Here is an 18,608-nt window from a genome sequence, read left to right on the forward strand (position 1 = left end):
AAAGCGCGTATTTCAGCGGGCGGCGCGCACCAGCCAGCGGAACAGTTTCCGCTGGGTGGACAGGTAAAACATGTACTCCGGGTGCCACTGCACGCCGAGAATATCCTTGCCGGCAAGCGCCGCCGCCTGGCAGAAGTCGTCCAGGTCGCGGGCCTCGCAATCGAGGTCAGGGGCCAGCTCCTTCACCGCCTGGTAATGCAGGCTGTTGACCCTGATACGCTCGCGGCCAAGGATTTGCTGCAGGCGGCTGCCGGGGGCAATCATCACGGTTTTGGTCGCCAGCAGGCCAGGGCGATTGTGGGTCTTGCTGCGCATCTCGCGGATATTGAGGTGCAGTGATCCCCCCAGCAGCGCATTGATCAGCTGGTGCCCCCGGCAAATACCGAGCATGGGCAGGTTTCGCTCCATGGCATCGCGGATATAGGCCTGCTCGAGCTCGTCGCGATCGTGGTCATAAAAGGTCTGCGGCTGCGCTTCTTCACCGAAGATGGTCGGATGGATATCGTCTCCGCCGCTGATGACAATGGCGTCGAGCGCATCTACCGGAAACCGGCGGGAGTGGGATATCCGCCTGGCGACCCCACCGGCCAGAAATACTGACAGCCGGATGCAGTACCAGGATGGCGACCACCACTTGTCGTTACCGGTTACCCCGACAACAGGTCGTCTAGAAGTTCGTCCAGTTGTCGATGCCATGGCGGTTCGTCAAGGTTTATCAGCGCCTCGTCACGCGCCAGCCACTGCTGCGCCATCGATGCGACAAGTTCGGAGTTGTGGGCGAGGCTCTCTATCACGCACCAGATATTCCAGCTCTGGCTCAATGACCAGTCGGCGCGCTCGATACTGCAGTTGGGCAGGCGGTAATGAAATGTCGGCCGGGCCTTGATTCGCTCATCGTCGATGGCGGCGACAAGCCGCTCCTCGTCGAGGTAACGGAACAGGGGCAGCAGGTCCAGCGCCCGGTTGCGGGACGGGTTGTGCTCCAGGTAGTCAGCCATCACCTGGGCCAGGCTGGTGTCCTGGTCATAGGCCAGCACCCTGGCGACATAGCGGTCGGGATAAAGGTCAATGTAGGGGGTAATCCGCCGCGAGAGGTCCACTTTATGGGCCTTGACCAACCACTTCTGGGCCAGGCAGAACGCCTGCAGATAGGCGACAATCGTCGCTGCTTCCAGGTCCGGCAATTCCGGGTTTATGTGCACCCCGAAAGCGTAGTAGGGCGCGCCGTGGGTGCCCACAGCGCCGGCCTCCCGCAGCGCGGCTGTCATCGGTTCCAGCTGGTCCAGCGCCGGCAGCGGAATCGGCGGGCACACCACCTCTGCCGGCACGATTTCGCTGGCGATGTCCCTGATCCAGTCCATCAGCAGGTCATCGTCGTCGGTGCCCTTGCCGTCCTGCTGCCGCTGGCGGGCGATGACCTTGCCCAGCTGCCAGTCCAGCTCCACATTGAAGTCGCCCAGCTCATCGACACTGACAACAGACTCCATGCGACTGAGTTGCTGGACATCTCCGCCCAGGGACTGCGCCAGGGCGGCGCAGACCTCGTCGAGAGACAGTCCGGAGAATTCCAGCTCAAAGCCCACGCGGCGAGGCTCGCCGGTGCCGGCGACTTCCGGCCTGTCGATTTGCAGGTACTTACTCATGGATACCACAATTAAAGGAGAGCAAAGCGAGGCACCCGGGAGCGCCCTGCCGTCGATAATGCTGCCAGCCTAGCGGAGATAGGCAGCGCTGTAAAATGCTGCTGCCTGACTCGCCGGCAAAGACACTGAACCAGCCCGCCGCTGGCGGCGTATACTCATAGCGTGTTCCCAACCAACGCCGCCAGCCTGCGGCCAGACCCCATGCGCAAACTCTTCTGGTTCCGCAACGACCTGCGATTACACGACAATCCCGGCCTCGATGCCCAGGCCCGGATCGATGGCCTGCTGCTGGTGTACTGCTGGCCCGTCAACCGGCCCTGGTGCAACGTCACCGGCCTGGGCGCCCAGCGCGAGCGCTTCCTGCTGGAGAGCCTGCAGGCCCTGCGCCAGGCACTGCGCGATCTGGGCCAGGACCTGCTGCTGGTGCAGGGCTCACCGGAGCTTGTCATTCCCGAGCTGGTGCGTGATTACCGCATCGACGCCGTGGTAAGCAGCAAGGCCCCCGGCTACTACGAACGCAGGACTACCGAGCACCTGCAGCAAACGCTGCCGGTACCGCTGGAACTGTATGACAACGCGACACTGTTCACTCAGGCTGAGCTGCCGTTTTCGCTATCGGCCATGCCTGATCAGTTCACACCCTTTCGCCAGTTGCTTGATGAGCAGCGCCCCGGCAAGCCAGCGGCGCCGCTCACCAGGCTGCCGCCCCCGCCGGCGGCCCGTTTTGACTCCATTCCCGCAGCGACTGCCACCGCCCCTCCCGCCCTGCCCCTGCGCGGGGGCAGCCCGGCAGGGCAGCGGCGCCTGCGCCAGTTTGTCTTTGACCAGCAGGGCATTCGCCAGTACAAGCAGACCAGAAACTGCCTTGACGGCCTGAGCGGTTCCAGCACCCTCTCCCCCTGGCTGGCCAACGGCTGCATCTCCGCGCGCCAGGTCGCCGCCGCAATTGCCGATCACGAACAGCGCCACGGTGGCAACGACTCCACCTACTGGCTCTATTTTGAACTGCTGTGGCGGGAGTTCTTTCACTGGCGGGCGCGCAGGGACGACATTTCGCTGTTCCGTGCGGGCAACCACCGGCGCAAGCTGCACAACTGCAGCTTCGAGCCCCGGGCCTTTGCCCGCTGGTGCGCCGGTGATACCGAGTACCCCATCGTCAATGCGGTGATGCGGCAGCTGGTGGCCACGGGCTGGGCCAGCAACCGGGGCCGGCAGATCGCCGCCAGCTGCCTGGTCAACGAGCTGAAGCTGGACTGGCGCTACGGCGCCGCCTTCTTCGAGAAACACCTGATCGATTACGATGTGGCGAGCAATTACGGCAACTGGCAGTATCTCGCCGGCGTCGGCGCCGACCCCCGGGGCGGGCGCCATTTCGACCTGGACAAGCAAACCCGGGAGCACGATCCGGACGGGATTTTTATCGAGCAGTGGGGCGGCCGCCGGCCCAGCCAGCCAGAATTCGTGACCGATGCCGCCGACTGGCCCATCAGGGAACCCTGAGCAGGCGATCACCCTCCCGCTGCGCCCACTGGAGAATACTCTCGCGCTCGCGGGCAGGTTTTTTGTCCCAGTTCCTGAGCGCCAGGGACATTCGCGGGTTTTCCTCCAGGCTGGCCCGGTGGCGGTTGATGAAGGCCCAGTACAGGCTGTTGTAGGGGCAGGCGTTCTCGCCTGTCACCCGGTCGGGCCGGTAGCGGCAGCTGGCGCAGTGATTACCCTGGCGCTGGATGTACCTGCCACTGGCGGCATAGGGTTTGCTGGCCATCAGCCCGCCGTCAGCGAACAGCGCCATGCCCAGGGTGTTGGGCAGCTCGACCCACTCGAAGGCATCGACGTACACGGCCAGGTACCACGCACAGACCTCCCGCACTGACAACCCGGCCAGCAGGGCGAAGTTACCGATCACCATCAAGCGCTGGATATGGTGGGCGTAACCCAGGTCCAGCGACTGTTTGAGCGCCCGCTGGAGGCAGCGCATATCGACCTCCGCGTCCCAGAACCAGGCCGGCAGCGGCTGCTCCGCCTGCAGGCCATTGCGCTCGCCATACTCAGGCATGGCGAACCAGTAGATGCCGCGTACGTACTCCCGCCAGCCCAGCACCTGGCGGATAAAGCCCTCCGCCGCCGCCAGTGAGCAGCGGCCATCCCGCCAGGCAGCTTCCACCTGCCGACAGCTTGCCAGCGGGCACAGCAGGCCAATATTGAGGTACATGGACACCAGGCTGTGGTACAGCCAGTCTGACTCTTCCGCCAGGGCGTCCTGGTACTGCCCGAAGCGGTCCAGGCAGTGGTCGATAAAAAACGCCAGCTGCTCCTCGGCCCCGGCGCGGGTCACCGCCAGGTTGAAGCTGGCCAGGTCACCGGGATTGTCCGGGAACGCTGCCGCCACCAGTTCCAGCACCTCGCGAGTGATCGCATCGTGCTCCAGTTCGGCCCTGGCCGGCACCTGGTGCTTGCCGCGCCAGCCGGCGCGGTTCTCCCGGTCATAGTTCCAGCGGCCGCCCTCGGGCTCGCCCTCCTCGTCGAGCAGGATCTGGTAGCGCCGGCGCATCACCCGGTAGAAGTGTTCCATCCGAAATGTCTTGCGGCCAGCGGCCCAGGCGTTGAAATCTCCGGTGGCACAGAGGAAGCGGTTGTCTGCTGCCCAGTCCAGGGCCACGCCGCTGTTGCGGGACCAGTCCTCGAGCGCCTGCTGCACCCGGTATTCGCCCGGCTGGCAGCAGCGCAGGCGGCCGCAGCCCTCCTCCCGCACAATGCGATCCAGGGCATCGGCCAGGGAGCTCAGCCCCTCCTCGTAGGCATAGTAGGTGACCGTGAAGCCAGCAGCGCGCAATTCCTCGCGGAAGTGACGCATGGCGGAAAAAACAAGGGCGATCTTGTGCCGGTTATGGCGCACGTAGCTGGCTTCCTCGGCCAGCTCTGCCATCAGCACGTGGCAATCGGCGGGGGTCGCGCCCTGCAGCGCGCCCGCATCGAGGGTGAGCTGGTCGCCGAGCACCAGAATCAGGTTTTTCTGTGACATGGGGGAAATACGCGGCAAAACGGCCTGCGGATGGCTGGTCACAGGCCTCGGCGGCGCAATGGGGCCCCACTGATCTGCGATGCTGGCAATCTCGTCCAAATAACGACAAAATCTGTGCCCCGAACACGCGCAGTCACCTGCGCCCATGCCCGCAACCTGAATCGGTAAACGCTGCGCCCACGCAAAGAGACTTCCATGAAAGCATCAGACCTGTTCGTCAAAGCCCTGGAAGCGGAGGGTGTCAAATACGTGTTCGGCATTCCCGGCGAAGAGAACCTGGACCTGCTCGAGTCGCTGCGCAAGTCCTCCATCGAGCTGGTGCTGACCCGGCATGAACAGGCCGCGGGCTTCATGGCGGCCACCTATGGCCGGCTCACCGGCCACGTCGGCGTCTGCCTGTCGACGCTGGGTCCAGGCGCCACCAACCTGGTTACGGCCGCGGCCTACGCCCAGCTGGGGGCCATGCCGATGTTGATGATTACCGGCCAGAAGCCGATCCGCACCAGCAAACAGGGCCGCTTCCAGGTTATCGACACCGTCGACATGATGCGACCGCTGACCAAGTTCACCACCCAGGTCGTCGGCGGTGAGCGAATCCCCTCGGTGGTGCGTGAGGCCTTCCGGCTGGCCGAAGAGGAGCGCCCCGGGGCAACCCACATCGAGTTGCCGGAGGACATTGCCGCCGAGCAGACAAGCGCCGGGCTTATTGCCGAGAGCAAGACGCGCCGGCCGATCGCCGAGCACAAGGCCATCGACTGCGCGGTGGCGATGATCGAGCAGGCCCGCTCTCCCCTGCTGCTGATCGGCGCCGGCGCCAATCGCAAAATGACCAGCCTGATGCTGGGCCAGTTTGTCGAACTGACCGGCATCCCCTTCGTTACCACCCAGATGGGCAAGGGCGTGCTCGATGAGAACGGGGAGCTGTATCTCGGCACCACCGCCCTGTCCGAGGGTGACTTCGTCCACCGGGCCATAGATGCTGCCGACCTGATTATCAACGTGGGCCATGACGTGGTCGAAAAACCGCCATTCCTGATGAGCCAGGGCGGTCCCAGGGTGATTCATGTCAACTTTGAATCCGCCGCGGTGGACCCGGTTTATTTTCCGCAGGCGGAAGTGATCGGGGACATTGCCAACAGTATCTGGCAGATCAAGGAAAAGATCAGCCCGCAGGCGCAGTGGGACTTTTCCTTCTTCGCTGAGGTGCACAACAGCTTCATGGAACAGAAAATCGAATCCGAATCTGACCAGCGCTTTCCGCTGCTGCCGGAGCGCCTGGTCACACGGGTCAATGAGGCCCTGCCCAGGGACGGCATGATCACCCTGGACAACGGGATGTACAAAATCTGGTTTGCGCGCAACTATCCCGCCTCCTACCGCAACTCGATACTGCTGGACAACGCGCTGGCCAGTATGGGCGCAGGACTGCCCTCGGCAATCGCCGCCAAACTGGTATTCCCGGAGAAGGCCGTTATCTCCATCTGCGGCGACGGTGGCTTCATGATGAACAGCCAGGAGGTGGAAACCGCCGTGAGACTGGGCCTGCACCTGGTGGTACTTATCCTGCGTGACGATGCCTACGGCATGATAAAATGGAAGCAGAGCCATATGCAGTTTGCCAGTTTCGGCCTCGATTATGGCAACCCGGACTTCGTCAGCTATGCCGCGAGCTATGGCGCTCGCGGCTGGCGGGTGAGTTCGGATGACAATCTGGCCAGCACGATTGCACAGTGCCTGCAGGAACCGGCCGTCCACATTGTCGACGTTGCCGTTGACTACAGCATGAACGAGCAAACGCTCTACCATACCCTGAAGGAACTCAGCCAGGACCTATAACCCACCGGCGACGGCACGCCCCCGGTCAGCAAGGAGACACACGCATGTACGACGACCTCTCGCTCGAGCACTTCATGGAAGGCTTGATCAAACGCAACCCCCATGAGCCGGAGTTTCACCAGGCTGTAAACGAGGTCGCAGAATCGGTTATCCCCTACATCATCGAAAACCCCAAATACCGCCAGGCGGGCATCATCGAGCGCATGACTGAACCCGACCGCACTATAATCTTCCGCGTGGTCTGGGAGGACGATGAAGGCAACATCCGGGTCAATCGCGGCTTCCGGGTGCAGTTCAATAATTCCATTGGTCCCTACAAGGGGGGCCTGCGTTTTCATCACTCGGTCACCCTCAGTGTGCTCAAATTCCTCGCTTTCGAGCAGACCTTCAAGAACAGCCTGACCGGCCTGCCCATCGGCTCCGGCAAAGGGGGCTCGGACTTCAACCCGAAAGGCAAGTCAGACCGGGAAGTTATGCGCTTCTGCCAGGCCTTCATGACCGAGCTGTATCACCATATCGGGCCTTATACCGATATCCCGGCCGGAGATATCGGCGTGGGCAGCCGGGAAATCAGCTACATGTTTGGCCAGTACAAGCGACTGGCCCACCAGTTTACCGGCGCGCTTACCGGCAAGTCGCTGGAGTACGGCGGCAGCCATATCCGCGCCGAAGCCACCGGCTTTGGCAACGCCTACTTCATGGAAGAGATGCTCAAGCACCACAACGACTCCATGGAGGGCAAGGTTTGCGTACTCTCCGGTGCCGGCAATGTCGCCCTGCACTGTGCCCAGAAAATTGCCGAAATGGGCGGCAAGGTGGTGACGCTCTCGGATTCCTCGGGTTTTATCCACGACCCCGAGGGGATCGACGAGGAGAAACTCGCCTACCTCAAGGAACTGAAGACGGTAAGGCGCGGGAAATTATCCGAATACGCGGAAACCTACGGCTGTGAGTATTACCCGGACAAGCGCCCCTGGAGCGTGGCCTGTGATCTGGCCTTCCCCTGCGCCACCGAGAACGAGCTGGACCTCAAGGATGCCAAAGCCCTGATCAAGAATGGCTGCAAGGCGATCTCGGAGGGCGCCAATATGCCGACTACCGTGGAAGCCATGCACCTGCTGCAGGAAGCCGGGGTGATCTTCGGCCCCGGCAAAGCGGCGAATGCCGGCGGGGTCGCCATCTCCGGGCTGGAAATGAGCCAGAACTCGATGCGCCTGTCCTGGCCTGCCGAGGAGGTGGAAAAGAGACTCAGGTTCATCATGCGCGATATCCACGACAAGTGTGCGCTGCACGGCAAGGAAGGCGACGGGGTCAACTACGTCAAGGGCGCCAACATCGCCGGCTTCATCAAGGTCGCGGATGCCATGCTCGCCTACGGGGTGGTGTGAGCAGCGCTAGTCCACCCGCTTGAGCGTCAGGCAGAAAACGCTGGCCAGCAGCGACACCAGCAGCAGCAAAAACAGCACGGCGTTGGTGCCGTAAACCGTGTCAACCACACCCAGCGCCGACCCGCTGAGCAGAAACAGGCCCAGCACCGTGTTGCTGACCGCGGTGTAGCTGGAGCGGGTGTCGGCGGTTGCCAGGTCGACCAGGTAGGTCTTGCGGCCCACCCTGGCGCCCTGGTGCGCCACGGCGGCCACGAATATCAGCAGCGACGGCAGCAGCAGCCGTGCAAGGTACTGCGGTGCCAGCAGGACCGTGGCCAGGGCGACGGCCGTGACCGCGGCCGACAGCGCCGCGGCAAAGGCCATCACATGGTGCGAGGCGCGGTCTGACCAGCGCCCCCAGAAAGCCCCCGACACCAGCCCGGCGGCGCCCTCGGCCAGCAGCAGGCCCGCCAGCCCGCCGATATCGCTGTCTCCAGTCCGCTGGATCAGCACCACCAGGTAGGGAATCGCGAAGGCGGTGGCCACCAGCAGCATCCGGGCGAGGACAAAGCGCAGGAACTCGCGGTCACTGGCCAGCAGACCCAGGCTTGCCAGCGCGTCAGTAATCGCGTTGCCGCCGCCTTCGGTGGCGCCGGGCACCTCGGGAATACCCGCATAGACTGCCGCGGCGGCAAGCCACAGCAGCGCCGCCGCTGCCAGCAGCAGGGCAAACAGGGTGGTATCCGTCCCGCCATCCCCCGCCCTCCCGGGACTCAACCAGAGCAGGACCGCCACCGCGAGCGTCACCAGACCCGCGATCGAGGCCGCAAGCCCGGTCAAACGACCGCGGCGGGACTTGGAAATGGTTTTGCCCAGTACGTCCTTGGCAGCCACCGAGCACACCCCGCGGGCAAGGCTGAACAGGGCCAGCAGGATAACGATCAGCAGCGACGCGGTTGCGCCGGGTAGCCACAGCAGGGCCGGAACCATGGCCAGCAGGGCCGCGGCCTGGGCGAGGCTGCCGGCGACCCAGAACCACTTGCGCAGCGGTTGCTCACGTATCCACTGGGCAATAAACAACTGGGGCAACAGGGAGAGGGACTCGCGCAGGGGGACCAACAGGGAAATCAGGAAGGCGGGAGAGCCGATGCTGGCGAGCATCCAGGCCAGCACCAGGCGGCTTGAGGTCAGCGCATCACCGATTTTGGTAAAGGTCTGGGCCAGCAACTGGCGGATGAATGCCCGGGGCTGCTCATCGCAGGCGGCGTCGGGAATATCCTTGCAGACGCGCGCATCCTCGTCTTCAACCAACAGCGAATAAATACTTTCCGATTGGCTTTTCAACATCTCCACACTCCAGGTGGCCCCCGGTTAACTGGATTATCCTGTCAGCGCAGCAACGCGCCGCCCTACTCAAGCCCCTCAGCCTGGTGTACTGTTAGCAGGACTCCGCGCCGCCGGCGCTGCTGTACGGTACCCGTCATTGACTGCCAGCCTCGCCTTACTGACCCTGCCGCTTTGCCTGCTTTCCCTGCTGCCCCTGTGGCAAAACCCCCACTGGCTGGTGCGGTCCGCCGAGTTCGCTAGGCAACAGCTGGCCTGCCTGCTGGCCGTGAGCCTGGTGGCCCAGCTGACCCTGATGCCGACCGCCACCGCGGCCACAGTCACCCTGTTGCTGCTCACCCTCGCCTGCCTGGCGTGGAATCTCCGGCACCTGCTGCGGTTTTTCCCGGTGTGGCCCCGCGAGGTGGCGCAAGCCAGCGGCAGCGGTACCGGTCGCGAGCTCGCCATCATATCGGCAAACGTACAGATGGAAAATCGCGAGGCCGAGACCCTGTTGTCGCTGGTGCGCGCAACCGCACCGGACCTGCTGGTGGCGCTGGAATCGGATCAATGGTGGCAGGACCAGCTCGACACACTGGCAGGCGACTTGCCCCACAGCGTGAAGTGTCCCCTGGACAACCGCTACGGCATTCACCTGTATTCCCGGCTCCCGCTGGTGGATCCGCGGGTTGAATTCCTGGTGGAAGACGACGTCCCCTCGATTCATGCCACCGTGGTCCTCGCCAGCGGGGCCGAGGTCAGGCTGCACCTGCTGCACCCGGCACCGCCGAGCCCGACGGAAAATGACGAGTCGAAGGAACGTGATGCGGAACTGCTGGTCGTGGCCAGGGCGCTGCGCGGGGATTCCCGGCCGACGCTGGTGGCCGGCGACTTCAATGACATCCCCTGGTCACGAACTGCCACCCTGTTCCGCCGCATCAGCGGCCTGGTCGACCCCCGGGTGGGCAGGTGCATGCTCAATACCTTTCACGCCCGCATTCCGGTGTTTCGCTGGCCGCTCGACCACCTGTACCACAGCAGCCACTTCCGCGTGGCGGAGATAAGGCGCCTGCCCTACATCGGCTCCGACCATTTCCCGCTGTTTACCCGGCTGGTGCTGGCGGCGCCGGAAAGAGAGCCGCAGCGGCCGCCCCCCGCCCCCGAAGAAGTCGCCGAGGCGCGGGAGATCACCGCCGCCGGCGAGGTGACGGTCGACAGCGTACCCGAACCCGGGAGCAGCCCGGGCTAGCTCAACCCTCGCGGTAGGGTTTGATCACATTGTCGGCGTACCAGTTGATCATGCCGATCTTTTCTTCCAGGGTCTGGTTATCGGGTTCGGCGTCATAGGGGTTGCGGAAGGCGATAATAACCTCGGTGACGCCAGCGTCGGCCAGGTCGCCCAGGCCCTCCTTCGAGTAGGCGGCCTCGGTCATTGCATGGTACTCAAACGCACCCTCGGTACGCCCGTACTCTTCCCGGAATGCCTCGATCTGGCCGATCATGCTCCTCAGCTCCTCCAGTGACGAGCCCGCCGAGATCCAGCCATCACCGAGACGCGCCGCCCGGCGCAGGGCCGGCTTGGCGTGGCCGCCGACCAGCAGGGGTATCCTGTGCTCCGGCACCGGGCACAGCTTGATGGCGTCCAGCTGGAATATCTCCCCGTCATAGCTGAAATAGTCGCCCGTCATCAGGCCCCTGACAATCTCCAGCATCTCGTCCATGCGCTTGCCGCGTTTTTCCCAGGGCACCTGGCAGGCGAGAAAATCCTCGGGCCACGGGCTTATGCCCACTCCAAAGGCAAACCGGTCACCTATCATCACCCCCAGGGTCGACAGCTGCTTGGCGACGACGGCGGGCTGGCGCACGGCCAGCTTGACCACCGAGGTGGTGAAGCGCAGTTTTTCGGTGCGCGCCGCCAGATAGGGAATCGCCACAAAAGGCTCCAGAAAGGGCACCCCGTCGAGAAAGTCACGGGTACCGTCATCGTTGTAGGGGTATACATCCGAGCCTTCCTTCGGGTAGCAGATGCTGTCCGGGAAGGTGAACGAATCGAAGCCCGCCTCCTCGGCAGCAATCGCGAGAGGGAGGTACATGGCGGGGTCACACATGGTGGCGTGATAGGCAAATTTCATGGCAGGCTCCTGTTAGGCTTTTGCACAGTCTACGCGCGCAAGCGGAAGACAGATTGATCTTCCCACGCTCGCGCCTGCGTATCCAGAGGGTGGTATAACAACCCGCACCCCAGAGCCGCCAACAGCGAGAACCCCAATGCCCGAAGGACCTGAAATTCGCCGCTCAGCAGATCAGCTGGCCGAGGTACTGGTGAACCGGGACCTGGTCGCGATCAGGTTCGGCCAACCGCGACTGCGCCGGGAGGCCAGCCGCCTCCGGGGGCACCGGATCGTCGCCATAGAGACCCGGGGCAAAGCGCTGCTTACCCACTTTGAGCACGGCCTGAGCATTTATTCCCACAACCAGCTGTACGGGGTATGGAAAGTCGTTAGCGGCCAGCAACTGCCCGCCAGCAAGCGCTCGCTGCGCCTGTTGCTGCAGACCGAGAGCCACAGCGCCATTCTGTACAGCGCTTCGGATATCAGCGTGTGGCCAACGGCGGAGCTGGAAGCGCACCCCTTTCTGGCAAAACTGGGTCCGGATATCATGGACGACTCTCTCGGCTGGCGCGACATTGCGGCCCGCATGCAGCTGCCCCGATTCGCATCAAAGCCGCTGGCAGCGCTCTACCTGGACCAGGCCTTTCTCGCCGGCAACGGCAACTACCTGCGCTCGGAAATCCTGCACGATGCCAGGCTGCACCACGGCTGTCGTCCCGGGGAGCTGACGCGCGCAGAAACCGGGCGGCTCGCCCGCAGCACGCTGGCCATCAGCCGCCGGAGTTACGAGACCGGCGGCATCACCCTTGCCCCCGCACTCTCCCGGCGCCTGGAGCGCCAGGGGCTGGCCAGGAACTGGCGCCGGTTCTATGTGTTTGGCAGGGAGGACTTTCCCTGCTACCACTGTGGTCACCACATTCTCAGGACAGAGGTCGGCAGCAGGCGCCTGTACTACTGCCCGCAGTGCCAGCCTGGCGACCGACCACCCCGGAACTAGGCTCCCGCTTCAGGCGCCGGCCAACAGCCGCTGGTAGAGCGCGTCTTTCATGTCGGCCCGGTCGTGCTTCAGCTGCTGCATGGCCTGGTCTTCTATCGGCGAATTGCGCAGTTCAAGGGTCCGTATCTCCTTGTCCAGCGCGTGGTAGCGCTTGGCCTCGGCGGCAAAATCCGGATCGGTCTCCATCAGCTTGTTGATCACGTCGGACTTCTCGGGAAAATCATTGAAGAGTGAGTGGTCTTCGCCCAGCATTACTGCCCCCTGATGCGTTAGTTCGTAGGTACAAAACCAGGGGCTGCATTGCACAACCCCGACAGAATCAGCGTAGTCACGATCCCCCATTCCCGCCACTGCGGGGGCGGAAACCGGCGATTGCGGGCCGGGGCCGCGCAACCGCCGCTGCGGTTACAGGTCGCGCTGCAGGTCAAAGCGATCCAGCTGCATGACCTTGGTCCAGGCGGCTACAAAGTCCTCGGCAAAGCGCTGCCGGGCATCGTCGTAGGCATAGACCTCGGCAACGGCGCGCAGCTCAGAGTTGGAACCGAACAGCAGGTCCACCGGCGTCGCGGTGTACTTCAGCTTGCCGGTCTTGCGGTCCAGGCCCTGGTACACGCCTTCGCTATCAGCCTTCTGCCAGCGGGTAGACATATCCAGCAGGTTGACGAAGAAGTCGTTACTCAGCGCTCCCGGTTCATCGGTAAACACCCCGTGGCTGGAACCGCCGGAATTGACCCCGAGCACCCGCAGGCCGCCCACCAGTACGGTCATCTCCGGTACCGTGAGGTTCAGCTGATCGGCCTTGTCCACCAGGCTTTCAGCCGGGGACAGGTAGGCACGACCCGCATCGTAGTAATTGCGGAAGGCGTCGGCCTTGGGCTCCAGCAGGGCGAAGGACTCGACATCCGTCTGCACCTGGCTGGCGTCAGCCCGACCGGGAACAAAGGGCACTTCCACCTTGACCCCGGCTTCCTTCGCCGCCTTCTCAATACCGACAGCGCCACCCAGTACGATCAGATCCGCCAGCGATACCTTGCTGCCGCGAGATCCTTTGGACCCATTGAAGTCGGTCTTGATCTCGCCGAGGGTGTTGAGCACCTTCGCCAGGTCCTGCGGATTGTTCGCCGCCCAGGACTTCTGCGGCTCCAGCGCGATACGGGCGCCGTTGGCGCCACCGCGCATATCGCCGGCCCGGAAGCTGGACGCCGCCGCCCAGGCAGTGCCCACCAGCTCGGACACGCTCAGGTCGGATTTGCTGATTTTCTTTTTCAGGGAGCGGATGTCGCCCTCGTCCACCAGCTTGTGCTCGACCTCCGGAATCGGGTCCTGCCACAGCAGCTCTTCCCCGGGCACATCGTCACCCAGGTAACGGGAACGCGGTCCCATATCCCGGTGGGTCAGCTTGTACCAGGCCCGGGCGAAGGCCTGCTGGTACTCGTCCGGATTGGCCAGGAAGCGCTCGGCGATGGCCCGGTACTGCGGATCCGCCTTCACCGCCAGGTCGGCCGTGGTCATCACCGGCGCGTTGAACTTGCCCTCCACGTGCGCGTCCGGGACTGAATCGTGCAATGACTTGTCTTTCGGCACCCACTGGATAGCCCCCGCCGGGCTGCGGGTCTGCTCCCACTCGTTGTTCAGCAGGTTGGACAGGTACAGGGTGGTCCACTGGGTGGGCGCCTGGGTCCAGGCGCCTTCCAGGCCGCTGGTAATCGTGTCTTCCGAGTGTCCCTTGCCACACTTGTTGTGCCAGCCCAGGCCCTGCTCCTCCAGTCCCGCCGCGCCGGGCTCAGCGCCCATGCAGTCAGCGGGCTTGTGCGCCCCGTGCATCTTGCCAAAGGTGTGGCCGCCGGCAATCAGGGCGACGGTTTCTTCATCGTTCATTGCCATGCGCCCGAAGGCGACGCGGATGTTCTTCGCCGAGCCCACGGGATCGGGTTTGCCCCTGGGCCCTTCAGGGTTGACGTAGATCAGGCCCATGTGGGTTGCACCCAGGGGACGCTGCAGCTGACCGTCTTTCTGGTGGCGGTCACTGGCGAGCATTTCCACTTCCGGGCCCCAGTACACCAGGTCCGGCTCCCAGTCATCGGTGCGACCGCCGGCAAAGCCGTAGGTCTCAAAGCCCATGTTTTCCAGCGCCACGTTGCCGGTGAGTATCATCAGGTCGCCCCAGGACAGGCTGGCGCCGTACTTCTGCTTGACCGGCCACAGCAGGCGCCGGGCCTTATCGAGATTGCCGTTGTCCGGCCAGCTGTTGAGGGGATCAAAACGCATCTGCCCGCCGTCACCGCCCCCGCGGCCATCCAGGGTGCGGTAGGTGCCGGCACTGTGCCAGGACATGCGGATAAAGAACGGGCCATAGTTACCGAAATCCGCCGGCCACCAGTCCTGGGAGGTGGTCAGCAGCCTGTCGATGTCTTTTTTCACCTCATCGAGATCCAGCTCGGCGAACGCCTCGGCATAACTGAAGTCCTCGCCGAGCGGGTTGGAGCGGGCATCGTGGTCACGCAGGGGCGCCAGGTCCAGCTGGTCCGGCCACCAGAACTGGTTGCTGCGCGGCTGGCCGACAGCGGCATCACCGCTGCCGCTGGCGCCGGCCGGCTTGCTCATTTCGGCGGCAAAAGCCGCCGAGGGCAGGGCCAGCGCACTGGCCACGGCAGATGCAAGAATCGTGTTACGGATATTGGTCATATTATGTAGCTCCCTTTCACCATGTGCTGTCAAAACGACTGACAAGTAAGACCGCTGCCTGGGGCCTGGGCTCCGCGCAGCCAATACCTTTACTCTAGTTCGGCATCTCCAGTCTGCACAATCGTATCTCCCTATAGCCTTGATAGTTTTCCATCAATGGCTGTTTTTCCCTTTCAAAACAGTCAGTTAAGAAATTCGAGACAAGCTGTGGGACCATCGGGGCCACCCCGCTGCCAGTTTCGTGCGCTCGCTGCGGCCGCAGGGCGACCGGTTATGGACAAGCGGGCAGTGGCCGCTATATTGGCAGGGCCAACCATCACAGTGCAGGGAGAATACCAATGATACGCAACGGCGACCGCCAGCAGGCCTGACCATGACACCGGAAGAATTTCGCCAGGCGGGCCACGCCCTGATCGACTGGATCGCTGACTATCGCCAGCAGCTACCCGAACAACCGGTGCTCGCCCGGGTAAAGCCCGGTGAGGTGCGGCAGTCCTTTCCCCGCGAGGCACCCGGCGAGGCCGGTGACTTCGACGCCCTGTTGCAGCAGCTGCAGGCACGGGTGGTGCCCGGCATTACCCAGGTACAGCATCCCATGCACTTTGGCTGGTTTCCCGCCAACGCGAGCCTGGCTTCGGTGCTCGGCGATATCGCCAGCTCCGGGCTGGGCACCCTGGGCATTTCCTGGGAGAGCTGCCCGGCCCTCACCGAAGTCGAGGAAGTGGTCTGCGACTGGATGCGGCAGCTGACCGGCCTCAGCGACGCGTGGCGCGGCACCATCCATGACACCGCGTCCACCGCCTGCGTTACCGCCATGATCCTGGCCCGGGAGCGGGCCAGCGACTACAGCAAAAACCACCGCGGCCTGCAGGCGCAAGCCGCCCCACTGGTGGTATACAGCACCAGCCAGGCCCACTCCTCGATTGCCAAGGCGGTACAGCTAGCCGGCTTTGGCCAGGACAACCTGCGCTATGTGGCGGAGGACCCCTACACCCGCGCGATGCAGCCGGAAGCACTGGCGGCGGCAATTGCCAGCGATATCGCCAGGGGCTGCGTGCCTGCGGCCATCGTCTGCTCGGTGGGCGCAACCGGCACCACAGCCATGGACCCGGTGGCCGGGATCGCCGCCGTTGCCCGGGCGCACGGGATCTGGCTGCACGTGGATGCGGCCATGGCCGGTTCCGCCATGCTGCTACCGGAGTGCCGCCACCTGTGGCAGGGGGTGGAAGACGCCGACTCGATCGCCTGGAACCCGCACAAGTGGATGGGAACCATACTGGATACAGCCCTGTTCTACGTCCGCGACACCGCGCACCTGGAGCGGGTGATGTCGACCAACCCCGCGTACCTGCAGTCAGCAGCCGATGGCCAGGTCACCCAGTACCGCGACTGGGGCATTCCGCTGGGGCGGCGCTTTCGCGCGCTCAAACTCTGGTTCCACCTGCACCTGGACGGCATCGACAGCATTCGCGCACGGCTGCGCCGGGACCTGGAGAACGCCCGCTGGCTGGCTCGGCAGGTCGAGGCCGCGCCGCAATGGCAGGTCGTTGCGCCGGTCAGCCTGCAGACTGTCTGCCTCCGCCATGTGCCGGTGGATGCACAGGGCCAGGCCCTGGCCGACGAGGCGCTGGACCGGCATACGCTGGCCTGGGTCAGTGCCATCAACCAGTCGGGACGGGCTTTCCTGACCCCGTCGGTGCTGGACGGACGCTGGATGGTGCGGGTCTCGATTGGCGCTGAGTGCACCACCCGCCACCACGTGGAGGCATTGTGGCAACTGCTGCGGGAAGCAGCCGAAGGCCGCGGCGACAGCGGCTAAACCGACGCCCCCGGCAGCGATGTCCGCGCGTCACTCGCCCGGGCTTAACCGCCCGCCGGGTTTATGCCGTCATTGCGCACCGTCACGCTGTGATAAACCCGCGGGCTGTCGCAGCTTACTTCCCCGCCGGCAGTCAACTCCATGGCCTTGCGCCAGCCCTGGCCATTGGCAAAGCGCTCCCAGTCAGCCCCATAGGACAGGTAGTCGGGATGACCGACCACGATCTTGTGGCTCCACTCGATATCCGCCTGGCCAGCAGCGGGGAAGAACGCCCACATACCCGCTTTGGAACCGGTGGACGCCAGATGCTCCGCCCAGGCGCGGTGCACTTTCATCGCATCCATGACACTCTTGCCGTCGCCAAGTGCACAGTTGGTAAAGGCGACAACACCGGTTTCCCCGGGCCAGCCTTCGCTGGGCGGGCGAATATTGACCGATGCCGCCAACGAGTGCTCGGCACAGTCGATGACTTCCTCAAACTCCTCGCCAAGCTCACCACCTTTTTCGCTCCAGGCCTGCATGCCCTTGCCCATATCGTTGCCGTTCTGCCAGGCACCGAGCCAGACCACGTCGATTGGCATGTTGGTCGAGGACAGTACCGGGTGCAGTATCCAGGCGCTGTAAGGCGCGGCGCCATGCCGGTCCATCCACTTGTTCCATTTCTGGGTGACCTGCATCAGATCCTCCGCGTCCTTGCCATCACGGTAGTTGCACAAATAGGCGTCGATGGCGGCAAAGCTGGGCGGCTCCTGCTCCTGTTGCGCGTTGACACTGGTGTAGAAAAATAGGGTACTGGCGCCGGCTAGCAGCGCTGCTGTTGCTGTACGTTTCATGATTACGCTCTCTGTTAACAGATACCGCGGTTTAAAGACCTTGCAGACCGCAAGGTGGTCGCGTTAAGTCTAGCTAACAGGGGCTGGCTTTCCCGCTGTGGTTAGAATTTATGGCTATTAAGAAACCTCCCGATAGCACGGGCCGAAAACAGGCGTCCCTGCCAGCCAGCGCCTATACTGGAAGTTCGACAGCGAGGAAACCGAACCATGGACACATCCAGTCACACCCTGGCCTGCCTGTTCAAGCAGCTCGGCCTGCCCAGCAGCGACACAGCGATTGCCAACTTTGTTCACAACAACCACCTGCCTGATGATATTCCCCTGGACCATGCCGCGTGCTGGAGCGCGGGGCAGGCCCAGTTCATTCGTGAATCCCTGGATGAGGATTCCGACTGGTCGGAAGTCGTGGACCAGCTGGACGCGATGCTGCGGCACTGACCATGCCCACGGCCGGAGAAGGGGGCTTGCATGGATATTGAGACTCTCGCCGCCTGGGGTGAACTCATCGGCGGTGTTGGCGGCATGATTGCGGCTGTCGCCGTGGTCGCCTCGCTGCTGTTTGTCGGCATCCAGATCAGGGCATCGGTTCGCCAGGCCAATGTCGACAGCTACTCGACCATCACTTCCCTGTGGACGGGGTTCACCAATACCGTGGCCGCCAGCGAGGAAACCTGGGCCGTGTTTTACCAGGGCATACGCGATTACGATTCGCTGTCGGCCCCGGAAAAGGCCCGGTTCAACTTCCTGATCGGCATGTACTACGGTATCCAGGACACGGTGATGGTGCACGAAGACCTGGGCGTCTGGAACAACCCGGAAACCTACCACCGCCTGCTGGATGAGAGCTACCGGATGTTCAGGTCGCCGGGGGTACAGTCATGGTGGCAGCAGCACCAGGGCCGGGTATTCGCGCCCCGGGTGGAAAAATACCTGGTGGATCGCCTGCGCGCCGAAAGCGGCGAGCGCTGAGCC

Annotated in this window: 16 protein-coding genes; 8 read left to right on the forward strand and 8 right to left on the reverse strand. The window is 63.7% G+C overall.

Annotated elements, in window-relative coordinates:
* Window positions 1-12: 12 nt before the first annotated feature.
* Window positions 13-696, reverse strand: a complete 684-nt coding sequence (locus DWB85_RS10850) for a gamma-glutamyl-gamma-aminobutyrate hydrolase family protein (protein WP_117954410.1) — start codon at window positions 694-696, stop codon at window positions 13-15.
* Window positions 648-1,643, reverse strand: a complete 996-nt coding sequence (locus DWB85_RS10855) for an amidoligase family protein (RefSeq protein WP_117954413.1) — start codon at window positions 1,641-1,643, stop codon at window positions 648-650. Before DWB85_RS10855 ends, DWB85_RS10850 begins: the two co-directional genes overlap by 49 nt.
* A 201-nt stretch (window positions 1,644-1,844) precedes the next feature.
* Here DWB85_RS10855 and DWB85_RS10860 point away from each other — a divergent pair, with 201 nt between their 5' ends.
* On the forward strand, window positions 1,845-3,143 hold the full coding sequence (locus DWB85_RS10860; protein ID WP_117954557.1) for a DASH family cryptochrome: 1,299 nt from the start codon (window positions 1,845-1,847) through the stop codon (window positions 3,141-3,143).
* Here DWB85_RS10860 and DWB85_RS10865 read toward each other — a convergent pair.
* Complete coding sequence (locus tag DWB85_RS10865; protein WP_117954415.1) at window positions 3,130-4,665, reverse strand: cryptochrome/photolyase family protein; 1,536 nt, start codon at window positions 4,663-4,665, stop codon at window positions 3,130-3,132. The genes DWB85_RS10860 and DWB85_RS10865 overlap by 14 nt on opposite strands.
* Before the next feature lie 195 nt (window positions 4,666-4,860).
* Here DWB85_RS10865 and DWB85_RS10870 point away from each other — a divergent pair, with 195 nt between their 5' ends.
* Complete coding sequence (locus DWB85_RS10870) at window positions 4,861-6,501, forward strand: acetolactate synthase large subunit (protein ID WP_117954417.1); 1,641 nt, start codon at window positions 4,861-4,863, stop codon at window positions 6,499-6,501.
* Between the two features lie 44 nt (window positions 6,502-6,545).
* Window positions 6,546-7,889 (forward strand): NADP-specific glutamate dehydrogenase, encoded by a 1,344-nt coding sequence (gdhA, locus tag DWB85_RS10875; RefSeq protein ID WP_117954420.1) that lies wholly within the window; start codon window positions 6,546-6,548, stop codon window positions 7,887-7,889.
* Between the two features lie 6 nt (window positions 7,890-7,895).
* On the opposite strand, the gene DWB85_RS10880 is transcribed toward gdhA, so the two are convergent.
* Window positions 7,896-9,215, reverse strand: a complete 1,320-nt coding sequence (locus DWB85_RS10880; protein WP_117954422.1) for an MFS transporter — start codon at window positions 9,213-9,215, stop codon at window positions 7,896-7,898.
* 136 nt (window positions 9,216-9,351) lie between these two features.
* Here DWB85_RS10880 and DWB85_RS10885 point away from each other — a divergent pair, with 136 nt between their 5' ends.
* Entirely contained in the window at window positions 9,352-10,440 is a 1,089-nt protein-coding gene (locus DWB85_RS10885) for an endonuclease/exonuclease/phosphatase family protein (protein ID WP_117954424.1), read from the forward strand.
* 1 nt (window position 10,441) lies between these two features.
* On the opposite strand, the gene DWB85_RS10890 is transcribed toward DWB85_RS10885, so the two are convergent.
* Window positions 10,442-11,323 (reverse strand): TIGR03619 family F420-dependent LLM class oxidoreductase, encoded by an 882-nt coding sequence (locus tag DWB85_RS10890; protein ID WP_117954427.1) that lies wholly within the window; start codon window positions 11,321-11,323, stop codon window positions 10,442-10,444.
* 136 nt (window positions 11,324-11,459) lie between these two features.
* On the opposite strand from DWB85_RS10890, the gene nei reads away from it, so the two are divergent.
* Complete coding sequence (gene nei, locus DWB85_RS10895) at window positions 11,460-12,299, forward strand: endonuclease VIII (RefSeq protein ID WP_117954429.1); 840 nt, start codon at window positions 11,460-11,462, stop codon at window positions 12,297-12,299.
* A gap of 9 nt (window positions 12,300-12,308) precedes the next feature.
* On the opposite strand, the gene DWB85_RS10900 is transcribed toward nei, so the two are convergent.
* Together DWB85_RS10900 and katG are read right to left on the reverse strand one after the other, a co-directional pair.
* Window positions 12,309-12,551: an HP1242/YdcH family protein gene (locus tag DWB85_RS10900; RefSeq protein WP_117954431.1), complete on the reverse strand. Its 243-nt coding sequence runs from the start codon at window positions 12,549-12,551 to the stop codon at window positions 12,309-12,311.
* 153 nt (window positions 12,552-12,704) lie between these two features.
* Window positions 12,705-14,984: a catalase/peroxidase HPI gene (gene katG, locus DWB85_RS10905; RefSeq protein ID WP_117954434.1), complete on the reverse strand. Its 2,280-nt coding sequence runs from the start codon at window positions 14,982-14,984 to the stop codon at window positions 12,705-12,707.
* 373 nt (window positions 14,985-15,357) lie between these two features.
* Here katG and DWB85_RS10910 point away from each other — a divergent pair, with 373 nt between their 5' ends.
* A complete protein-coding gene (locus DWB85_RS10910; protein WP_117954437.1) occupies window positions 15,358-16,803 on the forward strand; it encodes a pyridoxal phosphate-dependent decarboxylase family protein in 1,446 nt (481 codons plus the stop codon).
* A 44-nt stretch (window positions 16,804-16,847) separates the two neighbouring features.
* Here DWB85_RS10910 and DWB85_RS10915 read toward each other — a convergent pair whose 3' ends face one another.
* Entirely contained in the window at window positions 16,848-17,636 is a 789-nt protein-coding gene (locus DWB85_RS10915) for a hypothetical protein (protein ID WP_117954440.1), read from the reverse strand.
* 207 nt (window positions 17,637-17,843) lie between these two features.
* On the opposite strand from DWB85_RS10915, the gene DWB85_RS10920 reads away from it, so the two are divergent.
* Together DWB85_RS10920 and DWB85_RS10925 are read left to right on the forward strand one after the other, a co-directional pair.
* A complete protein-coding gene (locus DWB85_RS10920) occupies window positions 17,844-18,074 on the forward strand; it encodes a DUF2789 domain-containing protein (protein WP_117954442.1) in 231 nt (76 codons plus the stop codon).
* 30 nt (window positions 18,075-18,104) lie between these two features.
* Window positions 18,105-18,605, forward strand: coding sequence for a hypothetical protein (locus tag DWB85_RS10925; RefSeq protein ID WP_117954445.1), 501 nt, complete (start codon window positions 18,105-18,107; stop codon window positions 18,603-18,605).
* The last annotated feature ends 3 nt before the right edge of the window (window positions 18,606-18,608 follow it).

This window comes from Seongchinamella sediminis, from assembly GCF_003457605.1.
In the GTDB taxonomy this organism is placed as follows: domain Bacteria; phylum Pseudomonadota; class Gammaproteobacteria; order Pseudomonadales; family Halieaceae; genus Halioglobus; species Halioglobus sediminis.

Excerpts from the sequence above, each read along its gene's own strand:
- DWB85_RS10850 (WP_117954410.1), bottom strand. The coding sequence starts at position 696 with ATGGCATCGACAACTGGACGAACTTCTAGACGACCTGTTGTCGGGGTA.
- DWB85_RS10855 (WP_117954413.1), bottom strand. The coding sequence starts at position 1,643 with ATGAGTAAGTACCTGCAAATCGACAGGCCGGAAGTCGCCGGCACCGGC.
- DWB85_RS10860 (WP_117954557.1), top strand. The coding sequence starts at position 1,845 with ATGCGCAAACTCTTCTGGTTCCGCAACGACCTGCGATTACACGACAAT.
- DWB85_RS10865 (WP_117954415.1), bottom strand. The coding sequence starts at position 4,665 with ATGTCACAGAAAAACCTGATTCTGGTGCTCGGCGACCAGCTCACCCTC.
- DWB85_RS10870 (WP_117954417.1), top strand. The coding sequence starts at position 4,861 with ATGAAAGCATCAGACCTGTTCGTCAAAGCCCTGGAAGCGGAGGGTGTC.
- gdhA (WP_117954420.1), top strand. The coding sequence starts at position 6,546 with ATGTACGACGACCTCTCGCTCGAGCACTTCATGGAAGGCTTGATCAAA.
- DWB85_RS10880 (WP_117954422.1), bottom strand. The coding sequence starts at position 9,215 with ATGTTGAAAAGCCAATCGGAAAGTATTTATTCGCTGTTGGTTGAAGAC.
- DWB85_RS10890 (WP_117954427.1), bottom strand. The coding sequence starts at position 11,323 with ATGAAATTTGCCTATCACGCCACCATGTGTGACCCCGCCATGTACCTC.
- nei (WP_117954429.1), top strand. The coding sequence starts at position 11,460 with ATGCCCGAAGGACCTGAAATTCGCCGCTCAGCAGATCAGCTGGCCGAG.
- DWB85_RS10900 (WP_117954431.1), bottom strand. The coding sequence starts at position 12,551 with ATGCTGGGCGAAGACCACTCACTCTTCAATGATTTTCCCGAGAAGTCC.
- katG (WP_117954434.1), bottom strand. The coding sequence starts at position 14,984 with ATGACCAATATCCGTAACACGATTCTTGCATCTGCCGTGGCCAGTGCG.
- DWB85_RS10910 (WP_117954437.1), top strand. The coding sequence starts at position 15,358 with ATGACACCGGAAGAATTTCGCCAGGCGGGCCACGCCCTGATCGACTGG.
- DWB85_RS10915 (WP_117954440.1), bottom strand. The coding sequence starts at position 17,636 with ATGAAACGTACAGCAACAGCAGCGCTGCTAGCCGGCGCCAGTACCCTA.
- DWB85_RS10920 (WP_117954442.1), top strand. The coding sequence starts at position 17,844 with ATGGACACATCCAGTCACACCCTGGCCTGCCTGTTCAAGCAGCTCGGC.
- DWB85_RS10925 (WP_117954445.1), top strand. The coding sequence starts at position 18,105 with ATGGATATTGAGACTCTCGCCGCCTGGGGTGAACTCATCGGCGGTGTT.